Origin of the sequence: Desulfospira joergensenii DSM 10085, assembly GCF_000420085.1 — a bacterium.
GTDB lineage: Bacteria > Desulfobacterota > Desulfobacteria > Desulfobacterales > Desulfobacteraceae > Desulfospira > Desulfospira joergensenii.
In genome coordinates this window covers 1,602,489-1,623,434 of sequence record NZ_ATUG01000002.1, presented here as the reverse complement: position 1 = coordinate 1,623,434, position 20,946 = coordinate 1,602,489, and the positions used below count along the sequence as shown (strand labels likewise).

General features: G+C 49.9%; 19 protein-coding genes. 15 read left to right on the top strand and 4 right to left on the bottom strand.

Going from position 1 to position 20,946, the window contains the following annotated elements; all coding sequences use genetic code 11:
* Positions 1–21: 21 nt before the first annotated feature.
* The 10 genes from F608_RS0120065 (at position 22) to mltG (ending at position 8,862) form a co-directional block, all read left to right on the top strand.
* A complete protein-coding gene (locus F608_RS0120065) occupies positions 22–360 on the top strand; it encodes a hypothetical protein (protein WP_022667475.1) in 339 nt (112 codons plus the stop codon).
* A gap of 72 nt (positions 361–432) precedes the next feature.
* Positions 433–888: a SoxR reducing system RseC family protein gene (locus F608_RS0120060; protein WP_022667474.1), complete on the top strand. Its 456-nt coding sequence runs from the start codon at positions 433–435 to the stop codon at positions 886–888.
* A 203-nt stretch (positions 889–1,091) separates the two neighbouring features.
* Positions 1,092–1,457, top strand: a complete 366-nt coding sequence (locus F608_RS0120055; protein ID WP_022667473.1) for a cytochrome c3 family protein — start codon at positions 1,092–1,094, stop codon at positions 1,455–1,457.
* Positions 1,458–1,532: 75 nt separating this feature from the next.
* Positions 1,533–2,792, top strand: coding sequence for a 4Fe-4S dicluster domain-containing protein (locus F608_RS0120050; protein WP_022667472.1), 1,260 nt, complete (start codon positions 1,533–1,535; stop codon positions 2,790–2,792).
* Positions 2,793–2,813: 21 nt separating this feature from the next.
* Positions 2,814–3,782 (top strand): RnfABCDGE type electron transport complex subunit D, encoded by a 969-nt coding sequence (locus F608_RS0120045; RefSeq protein WP_022667471.1) that lies wholly within the window; start codon positions 2,814–2,816, stop codon positions 3,780–3,782.
* Positions 3,775–4,356 (top strand): RnfABCDGE type electron transport complex subunit G, encoded by a 582-nt coding sequence (gene rnfG, locus F608_RS0120040; RefSeq protein WP_022667470.1) that lies wholly within the window; start codon positions 3,775–3,777, stop codon positions 4,354–4,356. The genes F608_RS0120045 and rnfG overlap by 8 nt, the downstream gene beginning before the upstream one ends.
* 26 nt (positions 4,357–4,382) lie before the next feature.
* Complete coding sequence (gene rsxE / locus F608_RS0120035; protein ID WP_022667469.1) at positions 4,383–4,991, top strand: electron transport complex subunit RsxE; 609 nt, start codon at positions 4,383–4,385, stop codon at positions 4,989–4,991.
* A gap of 15 nt (positions 4,992–5,006) precedes the next feature.
* Entirely contained in the window at positions 5,007–5,582 is a 576-nt protein-coding gene (gene rsxA, locus F608_RS0120030; protein ID WP_022667468.1) for an electron transport complex subunit RsxA, read from the top strand.
* 67 nt (positions 5,583–5,649) lie between these two features.
* Positions 5,650–7,734 carry an RnfABCDGE type electron transport complex subunit B gene (locus F608_RS0120025; RefSeq protein ID WP_022667467.1) on the top strand — a complete coding sequence of 695 codons (2,085 nt, stop codon included), beginning with the start codon at positions 5,650–5,652 and terminating at the stop codon, positions 7,732–7,734.
* 99 nt (positions 7,735–7,833) lie between these two features.
* Positions 7,834–8,862: an endolytic transglycosylase MltG gene (gene mltG / locus F608_RS0120020; protein ID WP_022667466.1), complete on the top strand. Its 1,029-nt coding sequence runs from the start codon at positions 7,834–7,836 to the stop codon at positions 8,860–8,862.
* 61 nt (positions 8,863–8,923) lie between these two features.
* On the opposite strand, the gene F608_RS0120015 is transcribed toward mltG, so the two are convergent.
* Positions 8,924–9,526, bottom strand: a complete 603-nt coding sequence (locus F608_RS0120015; RefSeq protein ID WP_022667465.1) for a Smr/MutS family protein — start codon at positions 9,524–9,526, stop codon at positions 8,924–8,926.
* A 116-nt stretch (positions 9,527–9,642) separates the two neighbouring features.
* On the opposite strand from F608_RS0120015, the gene F608_RS0120010 reads away from it, so the two are divergent.
* The 3 genes from F608_RS0120010 to F608_RS0120000 all read left to right on the top strand — a co-directional run bounded on the left by F608_RS0120010 (position 9,643) and on the right by F608_RS0120000 (position 14,359).
* Entirely contained in the window at positions 9,643–11,622 is a 1,980-nt protein-coding gene (locus F608_RS0120010) for a ribonuclease catalytic domain-containing protein (protein WP_022667464.1), read from the top strand.
* A 198-nt stretch (positions 11,623–11,820) separates the two neighbouring features.
* Entirely contained in the window at positions 11,821–12,699 is an 879-nt protein-coding gene (locus F608_RS0120005; protein ID WP_022667463.1) for an alpha/beta fold hydrolase, read from the top strand.
* A 64-nt stretch (positions 12,700–12,763) separates the two neighbouring features.
* A complete protein-coding gene (locus F608_RS0120000) occupies positions 12,764–14,359 on the top strand; it encodes an ABC transporter substrate-binding protein (protein WP_022667462.1) in 1,596 nt (531 codons plus the stop codon).
* Positions 14,360–14,606: 247 nt separating this feature from the next.
* On the opposite strand, the gene F608_RS0119995 is transcribed toward F608_RS0120000, so the two are convergent.
* The 3 genes from F608_RS0119995 to F608_RS0119985 all read right to left on the bottom strand — a co-directional run bounded on the left by F608_RS0119995 (position 14,607) and on the right by F608_RS0119985 (position 17,382).
* Entirely contained in the window at positions 14,607–15,857 is a 1,251-nt protein-coding gene (locus F608_RS0119995; protein ID WP_022667461.1) for an AICARFT/IMPCHase bienzyme formylation region, read from the bottom strand.
* A 19-nt stretch (positions 15,858–15,876) separates the two neighbouring features.
* Positions 15,877–16,551, bottom strand: a complete 675-nt coding sequence (locus F608_RS0119990; protein ID WP_022667460.1) for an IMP cyclohydrolase — start codon at positions 16,549–16,551, stop codon at positions 15,877–15,879.
* Positions 16,552–16,680: 129 nt separating this feature from the next.
* Positions 16,681–17,382, bottom strand: coding sequence for a YkgJ family cysteine cluster protein (locus tag F608_RS0119985; RefSeq protein ID WP_033398889.1), 702 nt, complete (start codon positions 17,380–17,382; stop codon positions 16,681–16,683).
* 116 nt (positions 17,383–17,498) lie between these two features.
* Here F608_RS0119985 and F608_RS36985 point away from each other — a divergent pair, with 116 nt between their 5' ends.
* Both F608_RS36985 and F608_RS0119975 read left to right on the top strand, forming a co-directional pair.
* Positions 17,499–17,846, top strand: coding sequence for a CBS domain-containing protein (locus F608_RS36985; protein ID WP_022667458.1), 348 nt, complete (start codon positions 17,499–17,501; stop codon positions 17,844–17,846).
* Between the two features lie 330 nt (positions 17,847–18,176).
* Positions 18,177–20,663, top strand: a complete 2,487-nt coding sequence (locus tag F608_RS0119975) for an SIR2 family protein (protein WP_022667457.1) — start codon at positions 18,177–18,179, stop codon at positions 20,661–20,663.
* The last annotated feature ends 283 nt before the right edge of the window (positions 20,664–20,946 follow it).

The following is a 20,946-nucleotide window of genomic DNA, read 5'->3' as shown; positions in this document are numbered from 1 at the left end:
GGTATAAGGAGGGATTTTTCCATGGACATCAACAGTGTACAGAGCCAAAACCCATATGCTGCGAACCAGGCAGCTCCCACCGACAACACCCAGCTGCAGGCCCAGAACCAGGAGGCGGCCAGAGCCCGGCTGAACCAGGAAGACGCCAGGGCGGCCAGGGAAGCGTTTGAAGTGAATATCACCCAGGAAGCCAGGGACATGCAGGCGGTTGAAGCGGCAGGGGAAACAGAGACGTCGACCCTTGAGACCCAGGCCTCCCAGCAATCGGCCCAGGCAGCCCAGACAGATCAAGCCGCCCAGGCAGGCCGATACGGGACATCCGGCCCCGAGGCCAGCCGAATAATGAATATTGTTGCCTGATTTTAGGCACCCTGGACATCCGAATATTACGTTGAGCGTCAGTGTGGAGCAGAGACCGGACGGAACAGAATCATGATCAAAGAATATGGAATCGTTACCCAGGCAGATCAATCCTCGGCATGGATCAAAACCACCCGATCCACGGCCTGTGAGGGATGCTCCTCCAGGGAAAGCTGCGGAGGACACGGCGGAAAGGAGATGACCCTGAAGGTGAAAAATACCCTGGGTGTTGAACAGGGGGACCAGGTGGTCATCGGTCTTGAAACCAAACCCATGCTTTTTCTGGCTTTTCTGCTCTATGTCTTTCCCATCATCTGCCTTCTCATCGGCGCCCTAGCAGGGGACGCCCTTGCCCCCCTTATCTCCATGGATGCTTCCCTGGGAGCTCTGATCCTGGGAGGCACCGGATTTGCCGCAGCCTTTCTCATTATCAGAGCAAATCATTCAAGGTTAAACAACAACGATGAATACAAGCCATTTCTAGTAAAAAAGGCCCCTGCCCTTTCACAGCCCTGCCAGATCCCCTAAGGGTCTAAGCACCCGCCCCAAAAAGCACCGGACCGCTCCGGTTTCGGCCATGCTTCCCTGTAAACAAACGGACTCCGGCCCCTTCCCGAATCCCTGCCCAAGAGGAAGATTTTTCCCTTGCCAATCTAACCATAATATAATATATACGCTGCCAGTTGTGGGTTTGTCGCTTAACTCCAAACCTTAAAATTGAGAGAGAAAATATGACATCACAACGCAACCTTAAAGCAGCTGTCTGCATCATGATCGTTCTTTTGATCACGGGAATTGTCTGCTATGCATCTTTTACATCCCCTGTTCCTGAACATCCGCTCAGACTGATGTTTCAAAACAAGGCCGGAAAAGTTCTTTTCACCCACCTTTCTCACACAGACGATTATTCTTTGGAATGTCTGGACTGCCATCATAACATTGAAGATGATGAGACCTACAACTGCAGTGAGTGCCACGAGGAAACCGGTGATGAAGACATGCCGTCCAGGGCGGACGCTTTTCACGCCCAATGCAAGGGATGCCATGAAGATTCTGGCGCAGGTCCGGTAGAATGTAATTCATGTCATGCATTATAGGTTCTGGTTTCCCGATCCTTATATTTTCCAGACATAATTCATGATTTCTAGTTTTTTACACAACAAGGACTTATTATGATTAAACGATCTTTTTTTGCTCTAAGCCAGCCCAGGCTTCACTATGATCTGCTTGAACCTGATCCAAAAGAGCCGGAATCCATACCTGTCCCGGCCAGCCTGACCTTGTTGATCCACGAGGAGATCGACAGCGGGAAGCAGGCCCTCATCCAAAAAGGAGACCCGGTTCAGCAGGGAGAAAAGATAAAGCTGTACGAGGACAGTACGGTTTATGCCATTTCTCCGGTTTCAGGAACCATAAAGCTATTCGACACCTATTCCGATGATTTCGGCAATACCGCCACCTATGTCATCATCACCCACGATCCGGCCAAGCCTACGGAACCTTCTTCTTTCACACCGGAAGAGACCCTGGAATTCGCCGATGATTTTTTACGGACCCTCCCAGGAGACCTTCCCTTTGAAACCCTGGCCCGGAAGGATCTCAAAATCGATACCATCGTGGTTACCTGTTCGGATACGGATATTCTCTCAACTTCCAATCAGTTCATCGCCTGCAAATACGCAGAGGAAATTAAAAAAGGGGCCTTGCTCCTTAAAAAAATAACGGGGGTAACCAAGCTCTGTTTGACCCTCCCTGAAAACCTGGACCTGGAATCGGAGTTTACTAATTTTCTGGTGTTCAAAACCTCTCCGGACTATCCTTCAGCCTTGCCGGCCATGGTCATGAAAGACCATCTGAACATGGTACCTGTTCCCGGGAAGACGCCGGAGGAACAGGGGGTCTGTTTTATCCGGCCCGAAGCTCTGGTCTCCCTGTCCCGGGTCTATGAATCCCGGAAACCGGTTTTTGAAAAAATCATCACTGTCATGGACAAAACCGGGAGTCAGCGCCGGGTAAAAGCCGTGATCGGCACCCCTTTAAGCAAGATCCTCAATACCTTCAATATCCACGTCAATGAAATGGACAGGATCATCATCGGCGGTCCTATGACGGGGTTTGCCACCTTCACCCCCCACCATCCCGTTGTAGGAGACATGGACATGGTGATCGTCCAGGACAGGGATATTGTTCCGGAACTTTCCGACTACCCCTGCATCAACTGCGGAAAGTGTGTCCGGATCTGCCCGGCCAATGTGCCTGTCAACATACTGGTCCGGTATCTGGAAGCCGATCAGTATGAGGAGGCAGCCGACAAATATGATCTTGAGTCCTGCATTGAATGCGGCTTATGCGCCTATGTCTGTACGGCGCGGATCCCCTTGTATCAGTATATCCGCCTGGGGAAACATGAACTGATGAGCCTTAGGGCATAAAGCTTAATATGGAGGCTGCAAATGAACGACAATAAACTCATCGTTTCCCATGCCCCGTTCTGGCATGACGGAGACAGCATGTTTCAAATGAACCTGAATATTATCCTGGCCCTGCTGCCCGCAGCCCTGTTCGGGATTGTTCAGTTCGGCGCCGTGGCCCTTGGCGTGGTGACCCTCTCCATGGGCAGCGCCATGGTCTGGGAACTGGTCATGAACATACTCTCAAAACAGAAGCCATCCATCGGGGATCTGGAATCCGCCCTCATCGGATTGCTCTTCGGATTGATGCTGCCGGCGACAGCCCCCTGGTGGCTGGTGGTTACCGGCACCTTTGTGGCTGTAGTCCTCGGGAAAGTCATCTTCGGCGGGGCCGGGGGAAACCCCTTTAATCCGGCCCTGATCGGAATGGCCTTCCTCATGCTTTCCTGGAAAGTCATGTTTGATTTTGACTCTGCCTATGTCAGCTACGACTTTGACTTCACGGCCCTGGCCCCCCTGGCTGCTCTAAAGACCAAGGGTGCTGCCGAGATTTCCGGTCTTTTCCCCCTGGGGGACCTGATCATGGGCAAGCAGGTGGGAGGAATCGGTTCCACCTTTGGCCTGGGACTGATCCTGGGCGGGATCTACCTGATTCTGAGGGGATACATCCGGTGGGAAATCCCGGTTTCATTCATCGCAGGCATCCTGGTTACCGCCTTTTGTTTCAACATGGCAAATCCAGAGGTCTACGGAGGACCGTTTTTCCATCTCTTCACAGGATATACCCTGCTGGGAGCTTTTTTCCTGGCCACGGAAAACTCTTCATCACCGGTCTATACCATCCCCATGCTGATCTACGGAGCAGGGGCAGGAATAATGATCATCCTCATGCGGAATATCGGCGTATACCATGACGGGACCATCCTTGCCGTCCTGCTGCTCAATCTCATCAATCCCCTGGTGGATGCGATTCGACCCAAAGCCCTGGGAAAGGGGGTAAGCAATGCGTGAAATGATAAATATGATCGTGGTTTTAACGGTTTTGACAGCCCTGTCAGGCGGACTTCTGGCAGCCGTTAAATCCGGAACCGAAGTCCAGATTGAAAACCAGGTGCTCAAATTCCAGAAAGCCCCGGCCATCGCGGAGATCTTTCCCGAGGCAACCAACGATCCTCTAAGTGAACGATTCAACGTGACCAAGGGTGATATGGAACTCCAGATTTTCCCGGGAACTCTGTCCGACGGTTCCAAAGCCGTGGCCTTTGAGGCCAAAGGCACCGGATTCGGCGGCCCTGTGGGTCTCATGGTGGGCATCAACCTGGATACGGATGAAATTGTGGGCGTCCGGGTAACCACCCATTCGGAAACCCCCGGTATCGGGGCCCGGGCCAAGGACGACCTCTCCTTTGTCAGCCAATTTGCCGGCATGGGCATGTCCAGCAACTTTGCCCTTAAAGGCAGTGGGGGCGCCATTGATGCCATGTCCGGCGCAACGGTTACCTCCGGGGGCGTGAGCCAGGCAGCATCCCAGGCCCAGAAACTATATGAAACCCTGAAGCCTGAAATCATCAAGCAGATTAAATAGCCAACAGCTATTCGGGAGATAAAATTATGGCACAATCCCTGGTAAAAGAATTTACAAAAGGACTATGGGCTGAGATACCTCCGTTCCGGCTGGTATTGGGATTATGCCCCACCCTTGCGGTGACCAAGACCGTTGAAAACGGTATTGGAATGGGCATTGCCACAACCTTTGTTCTGGTTTTTTCAAACATTCTGATTTCCATGCTTCGAAACATCATTCCGGCAAAGGTCAGAATTGCTTGTTATATTGTTATTATCGCCACCTTTGTCACCATCGTGGAACTGGTCATGCAGGCCTATACCTACGAGTTGTTTCTCAAGCTGGGTATCTTCATCCCCCTGATCGTGGTCAATTGTATCGTTCTGGGCCGGGCTGAGGCCTTTGCCGGCAAGAACACGGTCCTTCCCTCGGCAGCCGACGGCCTTGGCATCGGTATCGGCTTTACCCTGTCCCTGGCGGCCCTGGGTGCGGTCAGGGAATTGCTGGGAGCAGGAACCCTGACCATATGGGGAGGAACCCCGGCCTTTGAAATCGGAGCCGGATTCATGCCCTTCCAGTTTATGATCGAAGCCCCGGGTGCATTTGTCGGACTGGGACTGATGCTTTGCCTGATGAATCTGATCGGGAAAAAATAAAAAGGAGATATCAACATGGGTGATCTATTCGTCCTGGCTATCAGCTGTATATTCATCAACAATATCCTCCTTGCCCAATTCTTAGGCAACTGCCCCTTTCTGGGGACTTCCAAAAAAATGGAGACTGCCGTGGGCATGTCAATGGCCGTTGTCTTCGTACTGGTCATGGCCGGCATCATCACCTGGGTCGTTGATGCCTATCTGCTCAAGGGCCTCAACCTGGAATATCTGCGCACGGTCTCTTTTATCCTGGTCATTGCATCACTGGTCCAGTTCGTGGAGATGTTCCTGAAAAAAAGCATTCCCGCCCTGTACGCGGGACTGGGCATCTTTCTTCCCTTGATTACGACCAACTGCGCGGTCATGGGTGTCTGCCTGATCAATATCAAGGAAGAATACACCTTTATCGAAGCCACGGTCTCTTCTTTTGCCTATGCCGTCGGCTTTGGTCTTGCCCTGATCCTCTTTGCCGGTGTCCGGGAGAGAATCAGCCTGGCCCGGGTGCCCAAACCCCTTCAGGATACTTCCATCGGTCTGGTAACCGCCGGGATCATTGCATTAACATTCATGTCTTTCAGAGGAATGGTTTAAAAAACATTCAAGGATTCAAGGAAATGACTCCTTTAAAGAAAGGATACAATTTAAGTAAGGTGATTTTATGATCTCAGCGTTATTGTTCATGTTAGGTATCGGCGCCCTTTGCGGTATCATTTTAGGTCTGTCCTCCAAGATCTTCTATGTATATGAAGATCCGAGGATCGCCCGGGTGGAGGGGAACCTGGCCGGTGCCAACTGTGGAGGCTGCGGTTATGCAGGCTGTTCAGCGGCTGCCGAGGCCATTGTCTCCGGTAAAGAACCTCCCAGCGTATGTGTCATCAACTCCAAGGAGGGCGTGGAAGCCGTTTCAAAGATCATGGGCGTGGACGCAGGTGCAGCTGAAAGTCCCATGTCCTACAATATGTGTGAAGGGGGAAACCGGGCTGCGGACAAGTACCATTATATGGGAATTTCCTCCTGCAAGGCCATGGCCGTCGTGTTCGGCGGCAAGCGGGTCTGCACCGTGGGCTGCATCGGCCTGGGTGACTGTGTCAGGGCCTGCAAGTTCGATGCGGTGAGGATCGGGTCCGACGGACATCCCGTGGTGAACGAGGAAAAATGCGTGGGCTGCGGAGCCTGCCAAAAGGCCTGTCCCAAGGATATCATCGAAGTCAAGACCCTGTCTGAAAAACTCATGAAGTTCAACCAGAAGCATGACCCCCTGGCGCCTTGTGCCCAGACCTGTCCGGCTGAGATCAATATTCCCAGGTATATCAACCAGCTCAGAGAGGGCAAATATGCCGAAGCCGTCCAGACCATCCGCATGAGAAACCCCCTGCCCCTGGCCTGCGGCCGGGTCTGCCCCCATCCCTGTGAGGATGAATGCCGCCGGGGCATAGAGGATGATCCGGTTTCCATCAACCAGCTCAAGCGGTTCGTGGCAGACTATGAGATGAATTCCGGCACAAAAATCCCCATCCCCTGCGCACCGGATACGGGAAAGAAAATTGCCGTGATCGGTGGAGGTCCTTCCGGATTGTCCTGTGCCTATTTCCTGAGGCGGATCGGTCACGAGGTAACCATATTCGAGGCCATGCCCAAACTGGGCGGTATGCTCAGGTACGGCATCCCGGAATACCGGCTCCCCAAAAAGGTCCTGGACTGGGAAATCCAGACCATCCTGGATCTCGGGATCAAAGATTTCTGCCATGTCAAGTTTGGTGTGGATTTCGGCCTGGGCTCTCTTATGGCCTCGGGCTATAACGCCGTATTCTTGGGGGTGGGTGCCTGGAAGGATTATTCCCTGGGGATCGAAGGCGAAGATTTGCCCGGCTGCTTTACCGGGATTGATTTTCTGCAGAGGATTTCTTCGGGAGAAAAAATTCCCCTCGGCCGGACCGCGGCCGTGGTCGGCGGGGGAAATACTGCCGTGGACTGCGCCAGAACCCTGCTGAGACTCGGCCTGGAAAAAGTCTATATGGTTTACAGAAGAACCCGGAAGGAGATGCCGGCCAATGAGGTGGAAATCGTGGCCTCGGAAGAAGAGGGCATTGAGTTTGTCTTCCTGGCCGCCCCCACCCGGGTGGTTCCCGATGAAGAAGGCCGATGCAAGGCCCTGGAATACCTGAAAATGCAGCTGGGTGAGCCCGATGCATCCGGCCGGCGCAGGCCCGAACCCATTGAAGGCTCTGAAACCCAGCTGGATGTGGACATGGTCATTTCAGCCATCGGCCAGTCCCCGGACGGGTCCTACAGGGATCAGGATCCCCATCCCCGGATGAAAGAGCTGGAGCTGACCCGGTGGAACACGGTTGACAATGATCCGGCCACACTTCAGGCCTCTATCCCCTATATCTTTACGGCAGGGGATGCAGCCACCGGTCCCTCCCTGGTGGTGGATGCCATCGGCGGCGGACGAAGAGCGGCCCGGTCCATCGACCTGTTCCTCAAAGGGGAACCGGTTGAGCCTCCAAAAGATTCATTACAGCAGAAGAGGATCCATGAATCCATCTTCTCCAAGGTGGACGGGATCACACCCATCCCCCGGGCCAAGATGCCGGAGCTCCATGTGGGTGATAGGCTGGATTCCTTTGTTGAGGTGGATCTTGTCCTTCCCGAAGACAAGGCCCATGAAGAGGCGAGCCGCTGCCTGAACTGCTGCCGGATCTGTTATAACCCGGATGTTGATTTTCCCATTGCCAAATAGGCTCTGATTTAATAGAAACAGGATTGAAAAGGGTATCTGAAAAGATACCCTTTTTATATCAGGCCCAGAACCAGGACATGAAAAACATTTGAGTCTGTTGTGAAGAAAAGAGTCAAACCGATTATATGGGGATCCTGTATCCTCCTGATCATGGTCGCCCTGGCTGCCGCGTATACTGTTTTTCGGATTTCGCACTGCATGACCACCCCCCTTGATCCGGATCCCGAAAAAATTCTGTTTACCATTTCTCCGGGCCAGGGTCTCAATACAATTGCGGCCCATCTTGAAGCCAGGGGTCTGATCGCCCACAAGACCTGCTTCAAGCTCTATGCCCGCTACAAAAAAGCCGCTTCCCGGCTCAAGGCCGGAGAATACATGATCGCAGCTTCCCAGGCGCCGGCCCGGATCCTGGATATTTTTGTCCAGGGAAAAGAGAGGCTCTTTCCCATCACCATTCCCGAGGGGCTGAACATGGATGAGATTGCCCAGCGGATTGCAGAGACCGGATTCTGCACCCGGGAGAACTTTCTCAAGCTCTGCCGGGATCCCGAATTTATCCGATCCCTGGATATTGAGTCCCACACCCTGGAAGGATACCTGTTCCCGGACACCTATTTTTTCCCCAACCATACCGGCTGCCAAAAGATCATCCGGAAAATGACAGCCACCTTTCACTCCGTATTTACCCCGGAATGGAGGGCAAGGGCCAAAGAAATGGGTTTTTCCGTACAGGAGATCGTCACCCTGGCCTCCATGATTGAAAAGGAAACCGCAGATCCGTCTGAACGTCCTTTGATCTCATCGGTATTTCACAACCGCTTGAAAAAACGGATGCGCCTGGAAAGCGATCCGACCGTGATCTACGGGGACAAGGATTTCAAGGGAAGGATCCGGACAAAACATCTGCGCAGGAGCACCCCCTATAATACCTACAGGATCTTTGGCCTCCCCCTGGGCCCCATTGCCAACCCCGGTGCCCTGGCCCTGAAAGCCGCCCTTTTTCCTGAACCGAGCTCCTTTTTCTTTTTTGTATCCAAAAACGATAGGACCCATTATTTTTCAAAAACCCTGGCCGAACACAACCGGGCGGTCCGGAAATACCAGCTGAAGGGGAGCTCCAATCATTAGAATTTTGGTTTGAGTTCAAGGCGCAGGAAATCGGGCCCAAAGGCAATGATTAGAATTGGCCTTAATCCCTGAACTGCTTTAAATAAATAATTACGGCCCCGCTCCTGGATTTCTTTTTCCCGTCCCATTGGAAGCTTAAGACAATATCCTCTTTTTTCATCTCCTTGAGCAAATCCTCGACAACGTCGGGGAGAACCGGTCCCAGGTCCGAATGAAGCCCCTTTCCCACGATGATCCTCAGGGTAAAGAATCCCCGGTGCTTGCAGGAGAGAATAAAAGACCTTGCCCTGACCTGGGCCCCCAATGCGGTATATCCGTGAAGGTCCAGCTCCTTTTCAGGCCCGGGATACCGCTTGAGCCTTTTTTTCAGGGGAATGGGCCGGGAAGATTTTTTCTCTTTTTTTACAGGGGTTTTCAAGGATTCATCCAAAAGGGTCTGAAAATCCTCTTCCGCCTCCTCTGGAACGAACCGTGAAAATTCCTCTGGAAGTTCCCGGATGACGGGCAGGCCGTGTTTGTTGAGATCGGTTCTCTTTTGATCCGGTTCAGGAAAGGTTTTTTCGTCCCCCTGTTTCTCTTTTCCGATGAATGCCCGGTAAAGATCATGGTCGGATTCAATAACCGGTACTCTTTTTTTCTTTCTGTTTTTTTCCCGCTTGCCCATGAAAAATATTCTATGTCATCCAGGCCCAATTTTCAAGGCGATTCCCCGGCAAAACGGCCTTATCCGGTGAGTTCCCGGGTTTGACTTTGACCCCCCTTCCTGTTATTGTCTGACTCATGAATATCGGGGCCGTCGTAGAATATATTGATCAACAGAAAATTATTTCAGCAGTAATATTAAGCCAGCAAAAAGGCAAGCTCAGATTACTCAATGAAAACAGCAGGGAAGTCAATTTTTCGGAAAACAGACTCTCCCATATAGCCCCCCTGCGCCTGGACACGGCCCAGCCCAGAACCACCCTGGTCAATTCGCTGAAAGAGATCACCGAAAACAGGAAAAAACTCTCCGAAGCCATCGACATCCGGGAACTCTGGGAAATTCTCCATGAAGAATCCGGGGACATTGATATTTCTGCCATGACCTTGTTCTGCTTTGATCCTCCCCTGACCCCTGACCATGAGGCCGCAGTGATCCGGGCCTTTTTCAAGGACCGGCTCTACTTTAAATTCAATAAGCTTTTGTTTGCCCCGTATACGCCGGACCAGGTCAAGGCAAAAAAACGCCAGATCGAAGAAACCGAAAAAAAAGAGCATATTATCCAGAAAGGGATCCAATGGCTGACAGCCATGTCCAAATCCGGGAATGAGTCTGCCCGGCCGGACGGCGCTGTCCTTGAAATCCTAAAATCCTATTATCTCTTCGGCAGCGATTCAAACACATCTGCCATGGCCAGACAGATGATCAAGAAGTCCGGCCTGACCACCCCGGATCCTCTGTTTAACTACTTTGTCCGGTGCGGAATCTGGGACACGGATGAAAACCTGGATCTTTTGACCCTCCAGGTCCCCACACGATTCTCAGACCCGGTCATGCAGACCGCCAAAAAACTGTCCAGGACCCATGCAGCCGTTTATAAGGATCCCTGCAGAAAAGACCTGACCCATCTGCCCCTGGTCACCATTGACGGCCAGTCCACTTTGGACTACGACGATGCCATCAGCCTGGAAAGCACCGAAGGAGGATACTGCCTGGGTATCCACATCATTGACGTGGGCGCCTATATCAAATCCGGGGATCCCATTGACATGGCCGCCAGACAGAGGGGCAGCTCCATTTACATGCCCGACGACAAACTGCCCATGATTCCCTCCTCCCTGTCCGAAGATCTCTGCAGTTTAAGACAGGATGAACTCAGGCCGGGGATTTCCACCCTGATTCAGATGAACCGGTTTTTTGAGGTCCGGGATTATAAGATCGTCCCCAGCATTATCAAGGTTCATCAGCAGATGAGCTATACAGAGGCCAATCTTCTCAACGGAAAAAACGACCCCATCACCAGTCTGTATAAAATCGCCACCCTGCTCAGGGAAAAGAGACTCAAGGCCGGGGCCATCCAGATCACCCTGCCCGAGGTCAACGTATGGCTGGAAGAAAACCGGGAAATCCGGTATTCCAAGGTGGACCGGGAAAACCCCTCCAGGATGCTGGTATCGGAGATGATGATCTTTGCCAACTCCCTCATGGCCAAATTCCTGGCCGACAATGAGGTCCCTGCTGTATTCCGGTCCCAGGCCCCCCCTAAACAGAGGCTGTTCAGCGGGATCGAACTCGCCCTGATGCCCAATTTCATGCAGAGGAAACAGCTGAGCCGGGCTGTGATCGGCACCACGCCGGAATCCCATTCCGGGCTGGGGGTCAAGGCCTATGTCACGGCCACATCCCCGATCCGGCGCTACCACGATTTGCTCACCCAGAGACAGATCAAGGCCATCCTGGGTTTTGGACAGCCCTACTCCAAACAGGAACTGGACGAAATCCTCCAGACCATTTCCATTCCCATGGTCAATGCCGGCCGCATCCAGGGATCCAGGAAACGGTACTGGCTGATCAAATATCTGGAGTCTGTAAAAGGCCAGGATTTTGAAGCCTTGGTTCTGGAACGCCACAGGGATTATTACAATATCCTGATCAAGGAGTTCATGCTGGAGGCCAGGATGCCTGCATCCGGATATCAGCTCAAAAGCGGGGATCTTATCCAGGTCGCCATCCAGCACGCCGATGCCCGGCGCAATCAGCTCTCCCTTTTCCCGGCTTGATCCGGGTACAAAACCCAGCCCCCTTCGAACCCTTATACCAGACTCTGGAAAAAAACGAGTCTTGCCATGGGTAGTTGAACCACAAACCCTGGTTTGTGGCGGGCCTGAAACCTTACCGCCCGTCATTTGCCTTTTGCGGATGTCTTTGATAGGGTCTGGTCTGGTTGTGACATTCATCCGAGAACAAAAAGGCGGAATATGCCCATTGTAAATACTGGTAGCGTTGACATCGCGTATGAAGAATCAGGAATTCAGGAAAACGGAGTGGTGATTCTGATCCGGGGACAGGGGACACAACTCATCCACTGGCCGGAATCCTTTTATGAAACCTTTGCCGGCAAAGGATACCGAACCATACGGTTTGATAACCGGGACACAGGATTTTCCACAAAACTTGACCATATCCCGGGGCAGGCCCTGGAAATCATGAGGCAGCAGATTACGGCCGGTAAACAGATCGATCCTCCCTATACCCTGGATGATATGGCAGGGGATGTCCTCGGACTCATGGATGCGATGGATATCCAGGCCGCCCACCTGGTCGGAATTTCAATGGGCGGCTACATCGGCCAGGTGCTGGCGGCGGAACATCCTTCCCGGGTGCTTTCACTGACATCCATCATGTCAGCCAGCAGCAGTTTGGGTATCAAGACCCTGGATCACCTGTGGTCTGAACCCCAGTCCCGTGAGTCCTTTATTGAAGACTGGGTGGCACATGTTCAAGAATACGGCAGCCCCGGTTATTTTGAAGGAGACGATCATTCCCGGAAAATGGCGGCGGCAGCCTTTGACCGCAGCTATTCTCCGGAAGGCGCCAATCGTCAGCTATTGGCAATTATCTGTAAGCAAAACATGAAAGAGCAGGTAAAAAAGATTTCCGTTCCGACTTTTGTAATTCACGGCGCTGTGGATCGACTCATCTCTCCGGAAAGGGGAAAAGAAACGGCCGATCTGATTTCCGGTTCCAAATTCCAGGTTGTGGACGGTATGGGCCACGATATCCCCCCCCGCCTGGGCCGGCCGCTGGCCCGGATGGTCTGCTCAGGCATCTCATCGATTCAAAATCCCGCCTTTTAACTAGTTTCAAACAATTTTAACCAGGGGACACCCTGTAACCCATATATTGAAAGGAGTTTTACACATGCCGGAACTATCATCACTGGAAAAACAATTTCTCAACGGTCAACTGACCCGGCGTCAATTCCTGTATCGGCTTTCCATACTCGGGCTGACGGCAGCTGCAATACCCGGATTTCCGGGTTCAACCGCCCATGCGGCAACTCCGAACAGGGGCGGTCATTTTCGAATCGGCCAGCCCGGTGCCAGCACATCGGAATCCCTTGACCCGGCAACATACGGGACAGGACTGATCAATGCCTTTATGATCGGCGCGGTGGGCAACTGTCTCACGGAAATCAATGAAAAAGGAGAGATCATCCCGGAACTGGCAGAGTCGTTTGAACCCAATTCCAAGGCCACGAAATGGACCTTCCGGCTGCGCCGTGGGGTCACCTTCCATAACGGTAAAACCCTGACAGCAGACGATGTAATTGCGTCCATCAACCATCACAGGGGCGAAAAAAGTAAATCCGCAGGCAAGCCGCTCTTAAAATCGGTAACAGATATACGAAAAATTGACAACCAGACTGTGGTCTTTGAGCTGGAAAGCGGAAATGCAGATTTTCCATATGTGGTCTCGGAATATTTTTTCATCATTTTCCCGGAAAAAGACGGTCGTCCTGACTGGCGGTCCGGCATCGCCACCGGCGGGTATAAACTGGTGGAGTTTGAACCCGGAGCCCGATATAAGGCAGAGCGTTATCCCGGTTATTTTAAAAAAGGGCGCGCCCATTTCGACCAGGTTGAATTCATTCCGATCAACGATCAAATGGCCCGTACAACTGCGCTGGTGTCAGGTGAAGTCGACTGCATTGCAGGGGTGGATGTCAATACATTGCACCTGTTGAAAAAAAAACCGGGCATCCATGTTAATACGGTAACCGGAACCCAGCATTATACCTTTCCCATGTTCACGGATACCCCGCCCTTTGACGATATCAATGTGCGTCTCGCCCTGAAATATGCGGTTGACCGGGAGCAGCTGGTGAAAATTCTGCTGCGCGGGTACGGCCAGGCCGGCAACGACAGCCCCATCACACCGGCCAACCGGTATTTCAATACCCAGCTCAAGCCCCGGCCCTATGATCCGGACAAGGCCCGGTTTTATCTGAAAAAAGCCGGACTGGACAGCCTGTCCGTAACCCTGCATGCCGCAGATGCCGCATTTTCCAAAGCCGTGGATTCTGCTGTACTTTTCAAAGAAACCGCTTCCAAGGCCGGGATCAGGATGAAAGTGGTCCGCGAACCCAACGATGGCTACTGGTCAAATGTCTGGATGAAAAAACCGTTCTGCGCCTGTTTTTGGAGCGGACGGCCCACAGAAGACCTGATGTTCTCAACCACCTATTCAGCGGATTCCCCCTGGAATGACACCCACTGGAAGAACAAGCGGTTTAACGAACTGCTGACAACGGCCCGCACCGAACTCAACTCAGACAAACGGCGGGACATGTACTGGGAGATGCAGGAAATCATCAGCCGGGACGGCGGGACCATTATCCCGGTTTTTGCGCAATACATTTTTGCTGCCAGAGACAAACTGGCCCACGGCCCCCTTTCCGGAAATCGCGACCTGGACGGCTGGAAGTCTCCGGAACGCTGGTGGTTTAAATCCTGATACAGCACGGACGGTTCAAACCGACACTAAGACAGCGGGGCTTTTCATGGGTTCCCCCGAATGGGAATGATTCCATGTGCCAAAAAAGTAAATTTGAACCTGTTCAGGGAGATGGCTCTTTTCAGACAGGATGTCTGACACTAAAGAAAGATTGAAAAAAACATGGCTCCCTTTTCATAAAAACCGCCCTGCGGATACAAAGACCTTGTATCCGCAGGGCGATATTCTGGAGCTGTTTGTGTCCTTATTAATGCTTGAAGCTTCTCTGCCCCGTGTAGACCATGGTGGCCCCGTTCTCGTTGCAGGCCTGGATAGACTGAAAATCATTCAGAGAGCCTCCGGGCTGAATCACGGCCTTGACCCCCTGCCTAAGTCCCACATCTATACCATCCCGAAAGGGAAAGAATGCGTCGGAAACCATGGCGGAACCGATCAGGCCGCCCTTGACCTCTGCCACCCTTGACTCGATGTCTGCCCGCTTGTCCGGATCGGTCAGATCGGCAAAGGAGATCTGGTTCTCCTCAAAGCAGTATCTGTCGGCCAGTTTTCGATAGGCCTTGTCCACGGCGATCTCGGCCACGCCCACCCGGTCCTGCTCCCCGGTTCCGATGCCCACCGTGCAATTGTCTTTTACATAGATCACGGAATTGGAGGTGATGCCCGACTCCACCAGCCAGCCGAAAAGCATGTCCTCATATTCCTGTTCCGTGGGCTCCCGGTCCACCGTAAAGGTTTCCCCCTTATACTCGGTGGAGGCGAGGATCAACCCCTCTTTTTTGAGGGTTTCAGGGACAAAGGACCACTGGGCCACAAGCCCGCCGTCCATGAGGCTCTTAAAGTCCACCACCCGATCCCCGATAAACCCCTGGAGCCGCTCAATGGCGTTGATGCGGATCACCCTTAAATTTTTCCTCCGCCCCAGGATATCGATGACCCCGTCTTCAAAATCCGGGGCGACCACCACTTCTGCGTACTGATCGGCAATGGCCTCTGCCGTAACCTTATCCACGGCCCGGTTTAAGGCGATACAGCCGCCGAATGCCGCCACCCGGTCTGCCATATAGGCTTTGTGGTAGGCCTGTTCAAGGCTTTTGGCCCTTGCCGCTCCGCAGGGATTGTTATGCTTGACGATCACGGCACAGGGGGTGTCCGTAAAATACCTCAGGATATTCAAGGAATTATCCGCATCGGTGAGATTGGTTTTCCCGGGGTGTTTTCCCGACTGAAGCAGTTCAATGTCTGAAACCAGATATTTTCCCGGTGCAATGGTCCGGGCATCCCCCAGGGCAAGGTTTCCGTTGACCAGCCGGTACAAGGCCGCCTCCTGGCCGGGATTTTCACCGTAGCGCAGCCCCTTGTTCACCCCGTCAATGACCCAGGAAACCTTTTCATAGAAAAGGGTCTGCCTCTTGTCCCCGTCCACAAAAGCAATCTCCATCCCAGGGGTGAAACTGTCATCCATTATGGTTTTGTACATCTCTTTGAGATCTTTGGACATGGCGTGTTCTCCTTAACAATCAGGCATAGCAGGATTGTATTTTATCAAATGATTGGCCGGCCAGGTAGTCGGCTATGGCCCGGTCGTATTGGGCTGTATGTTCAAAGGCTTTCCGGGCCAGTTCAAACCGGTCCGAAAGGGAGAGGGCTCCTTTACCCTTTTCCAGTTTTTCCAGAAGCCGGGGATAGGATCCCGGATCCACCACCGAGGCCACCCGGATGAAGTTCTTGGCCGATGCCCGGATCATGGTGGGACCACCGATGTCGATATTGCCCCTTGCATTTTCAGGGGTGGCATCTACTTTGGCGATGGTCTGGCTGAAGGGATAGAGATTGACCACCACCATGTCAATGGCCCGGGCCCGGGTCCGCTTCAGATCCCCCTGGTGGGCTTCATTGTACGTTTCCGTGAGAAGGCCCAGGTAAATCTTGAAATCAAGGGTTTTGACCAGCCCCCCCTGGGTTTCGGGCTGACCTGTATAGTCGGAGACCTGCCGGAGATGATCCTCCGCACGCTCATCCAGGATCTCGCTTATCCTGGCATATGTTCCGCCCGTGGAAAGAATCAGAATTTTCGGGTTCAAAGCCACAACCCCGGGAATAAACTCATCCAGACCGGTCTTGTCCGACACGCTCACCAGCATGGTGTCGATTCTAACCTGGTCATCGATTTGATTCACCACATTTTTTCCCATGATCTATCCTTTTATTATCGGTTTGATAGAGGTTAAAAACAGAGAAAAGCCGGAAGGGGGGAACATCCAATGGAGGGATTTCCCCCTTCCGCCTTTTGTTAAAAGCTAAATGTTAGTATGATTTGCAGATCAGGTCAAGGCCGTAATCTTCTCGATAACAGCCCCCATGATTTCCCGGTGTTCCGGGGGAACCATGAGGGCCGGAATTCTGGAATTTCTAATAACCTTCCCCTCTGATTTTTCATGACCTGAACCTGAACCCTGTTCCGGATTTCCGGAAAGCAGAACCAGTCCCATCATATCGGAAAGATTTCCCGTGACTCCCCTGGAATCCAGGTGTTCGATATATTGGAGGAAGATATTGTTCAGGGTAAGGACCAGGGGAGGCATTTGGGCGAATCCCTCCTTTCCGCACAAGATGTCCGAGATCATGGCCCGGCACCCAAAGGGCCGGTACTCGTATACCGTGCAAAGATCTTTATCCAGCAGGGGGCATCTGCCCCATCCCGGATCGTTTTCCTCTTCCGGGACTTCCCGGCCGGACATACAGGCCCGGGCAAATCCATTGGTTGTCAGGAGAGGGATATACCGTTTCCGGGGAAATTTTTCCGACAGATTCTTTGCCGCCCGCTCCTGCCCCTCCCTGCCCAGACGGTCATTGAGAAAGGCCGTCTCCAGACCGGTCAGGGTCACGTTGCAGGTACAGCAATGGGAACATCCCTTTGAACAGGCCGCTTTTTTCGCCCAGGCCGTCTCCTCCATGATCCGGGAGTAGAGCCGGTACAAGGCCTCCAGCCTTTCCAGTTCCTTTCCCTCATACCTGAAATCCATGCGATCTTCCCTGATGACTCTTTGGTTGTCCATACGGGATAAACACTTACCCCTCCTGGGACAAAGAGTCAAATATAATCCCTTCCGGTCTGATCAACCTGTCCGGCCGGAATAGAGTGGAAGACCTGGTGGACGAGCTTTGCCGGGATGCGGACAGCCTGCCCATGGACGCCCCCCTGACCCGGGTCATGACTGCGGATGTGGTCACCATCGGCCCGGACGCCTTTATCATCGTTTCCATCCGAATGCTGGAAAACCATGAAATCTCGGCCATGCCCGTGGTGGAAGACGAAAAGGTACTGGGGGGGGGGCATCTCCGGGGATATTTTGGCCCGGCAGACCCTTTTCCGTTTGCTGCAGACCATGGATTAGAGGGCGTCTCTTTACCCGCAGATGGAACAGATTATTTTCACCATTTTTATCTGCTTTCATCTGGGCCTTCTGCGGATCAGCATGAGGTCTAAAATATAAAAAAAAACTTGAACTTCCAACCCTGTCCCCCCTCCGGATACGAGACGGGGATATTTTAAAGGATTTGAGTGAGCTTTGCACACTATAGTGCTCAGTGATGTTTTTTATTGGATACTGAACTTTTATACCATTAGTGCTCGCACTGAAATTACTCAATTTCATATGTTAACTTTACAATTTATTTGATAATTGATAAACAATTTTGTATTACATATTCAAATAGTTAGAATAAGGCTCAATATCATTGTATTCATTTTTCCTGCCAAATTCTAATTATAAAAAATGATTCTTCCATTTTTTATAGAGTTTTATGGAGTGCTAAAATGGTAAATCCTGATTTCAGTAAATTAGATATCAAAGAAAGCTATAACGAAGACTCTTTAAATATCGCTTTATCAAAGGCACATGCGAAAAATACTATACTATTCTTGGGAGCAGGTTTCTCTTTAGGCTGTTACAACAAGTCCGGGAATGAATTGTTACTCGCAAAACGATTGTCTCGTAAAATCTGTCAGCTTGGTGGATTTGAGGAAGATGATGATTTAACATTTTCAGCTGACTATTATCTTAAGTATTACGATCCTGCAAAATTAATAGGTTTGCTAAAAAAATCCTTTGCCGTAGAAAAAGTTGCCGGATTTCATGAAAATATTGCAAGTGTAAACTGGCGGCGAGTTTATACAACTAATTATGATAATGCATATGAGGTTGCGGCGGGAAAGGTCGGTCGCTCGATTATTCCCATTACTCTCGAAGAGAGTCCTACACTATATTTTGGAAATAGATCTATTTGCGTTCATATAAATGGGGCAATTCAAACCCTCGACAACGAAACCTTAGAAAATTCATTTAAATTATCTGAATCATCGTATACTAAATCGGATGCCTTCGCCAATTCTCCTTGGGCGTATAGATTTAAGAAAGATTTAGAACTGTGTAGCCAAATAATTTTTGTGGGTTATTCTCTTTACGACATGGAAATAAAGCGTTTATTAGTCGAAAATGATGACATTATAAGGAAAACTTTTTTTATAACAAGAGAAGATGTTTCTATAAAATCGCATCATAGATTATCCGCATTTGGAGAGGTGTTTCCAATAGGAGTTCAAAGTTTTGGGGAGCTTTTGAAAAAAACTAAACCCAAACAGTACCCCAAAAGCATGCGTTATTTATCTGCTTTGAAAAAAGAAACTTTAAATTTAGAAGAATATTACAGAGACACTGAGATCCGTGATTTTTTATTGAGGGGTAAATGTAACATTAACTATGTTGCATCCTCTTTGACATCAAAAAAATCGCCATACGCTATAGAACGAGTGCAAGTTGGAGAAGCCTTAAATATCCTTAAATCCCAAAATATAGTTATTTTTCATGGTGCCATTGCAAATGGTAAAAGTGTCATTGTTCAACAGGTAATGGCGAATCTAATTATTGAAGGGAAACAAGTATATACGGTAAAAGATAAAGAAGCCGATTTCGAAAAAGATATAGAGAAATTGGCAGAAATGTCTGAAACTGTATATCTTGTGGTAGATAATTTCGATGATCATCTTGATATTATAAGGTACTTTTCAACATCTTTAGGTGATAACGGTAAGTTGGTTCTCACAGAGCGCCCTCAGAGATATAGACGAGCGCTTAAGGCTCTTCAAGAATTTGAAATAGAACCTTATACATTGAACGTTGATTACCTTTATTCTGAAGAAATAAAAGCTATCGATAAATTGGTCTATGAAGCTGGTTTGTGGGGTAATCTTGCATCGCTAAATCCAGAAAAAAGAATCTTGTATATATCCGATGAATGTGAATCGCAAATTTCATTTATTTTGTTAGAAATACTCAAAGCACCGTATGTAATTTCTTTGTTCAAAGATGCAATATACCCAATTATAGAGTATCCTGATACAAAAAAAACAGTCTATGCAATCTGTCTTATGCAACTTGTTTATCCATCGGAATGTAATAAAAGTTTCATATCTGATATTTCGGAATCTAATCATATCTATAGCCAGGAATTCGAAGAAAGGCTAAAAGCATCAAGCGTATTTGAAATTCGTGGTAATGAAATTATAACACGCTCAGCCATATTGGGTGTTTTTATTTTAAAAAATCTCTATAATTCATCGTATTCAATTGACCAAATAGTTAGAATTGTAGAAAAAATCAGACGAAACAGAAAATCTCAGACAAAAGAACAAAAAACACTAAGCAGTAATATTATGAAATTTGCGACTATTTCAGCAATACTGCCTGATGTTGACAAACCGTCTTCATATATTGAATTTTATGAAAAATTGAAGCAAGAAGTTCCTGACGTTATGGGGAATCCGCACTTCTGGCTACAATTCGGGATGGCTGTTTTAAGCGCTGATCACACTGATCATCTATCAGATGCCGAAAGACTTTTTACTTTTGCATATAGTAAAGCAGAAAATATCCCAGGCTATAACACTACTTATATTGATAATCAATTTGCCCGGTTAAATCTTTTGAAAGCTATTCAAGAAAAAGTACCCGATGAGAGTTTTCAATTATTCTTAAAGGCTCATAGTATTTTAAAAAATGAGGAAAGTGATAAATACAAATTTAGGCAAGCTAAATTATACATTGACTATTATGAAATTCGTTATAATGATCTATCAATAGGGGATAGAGTTAAATTTGAACATTCTTTAAAACTTATTATTAGACAATATGAAGATTTCATGTTGAAACTTTATCATTATGGTACTGTGCCACCATATCATAGGAAACATCTCTATGAATTTAAAAATATAATAAATCAAATAGTTGAACAAAGAAATAAATAAGGAATTTCAAACCACAACCTATGTCTATTAATCCACCGGCGAATCTTCAACTCAAACCAGAACAATAGTATTTATAAGGCTCTGTTATAGTAGCTGTCCGCACGGGCATGGAGGCTGTTGGGGTTTCAGCGGAGACATGGAGGGGGATTTTCTACAGACTTTTAACGGCTTGGAACGGAAAAAGGGTGATCTGTTTGAGTGCAACGAGTTTCACCCTTTCGTGGAAAGCCGATTAGAACCTGTGAAAATCCTTCCCTCTGCGGAGCTGAATCCCCAACAGCCG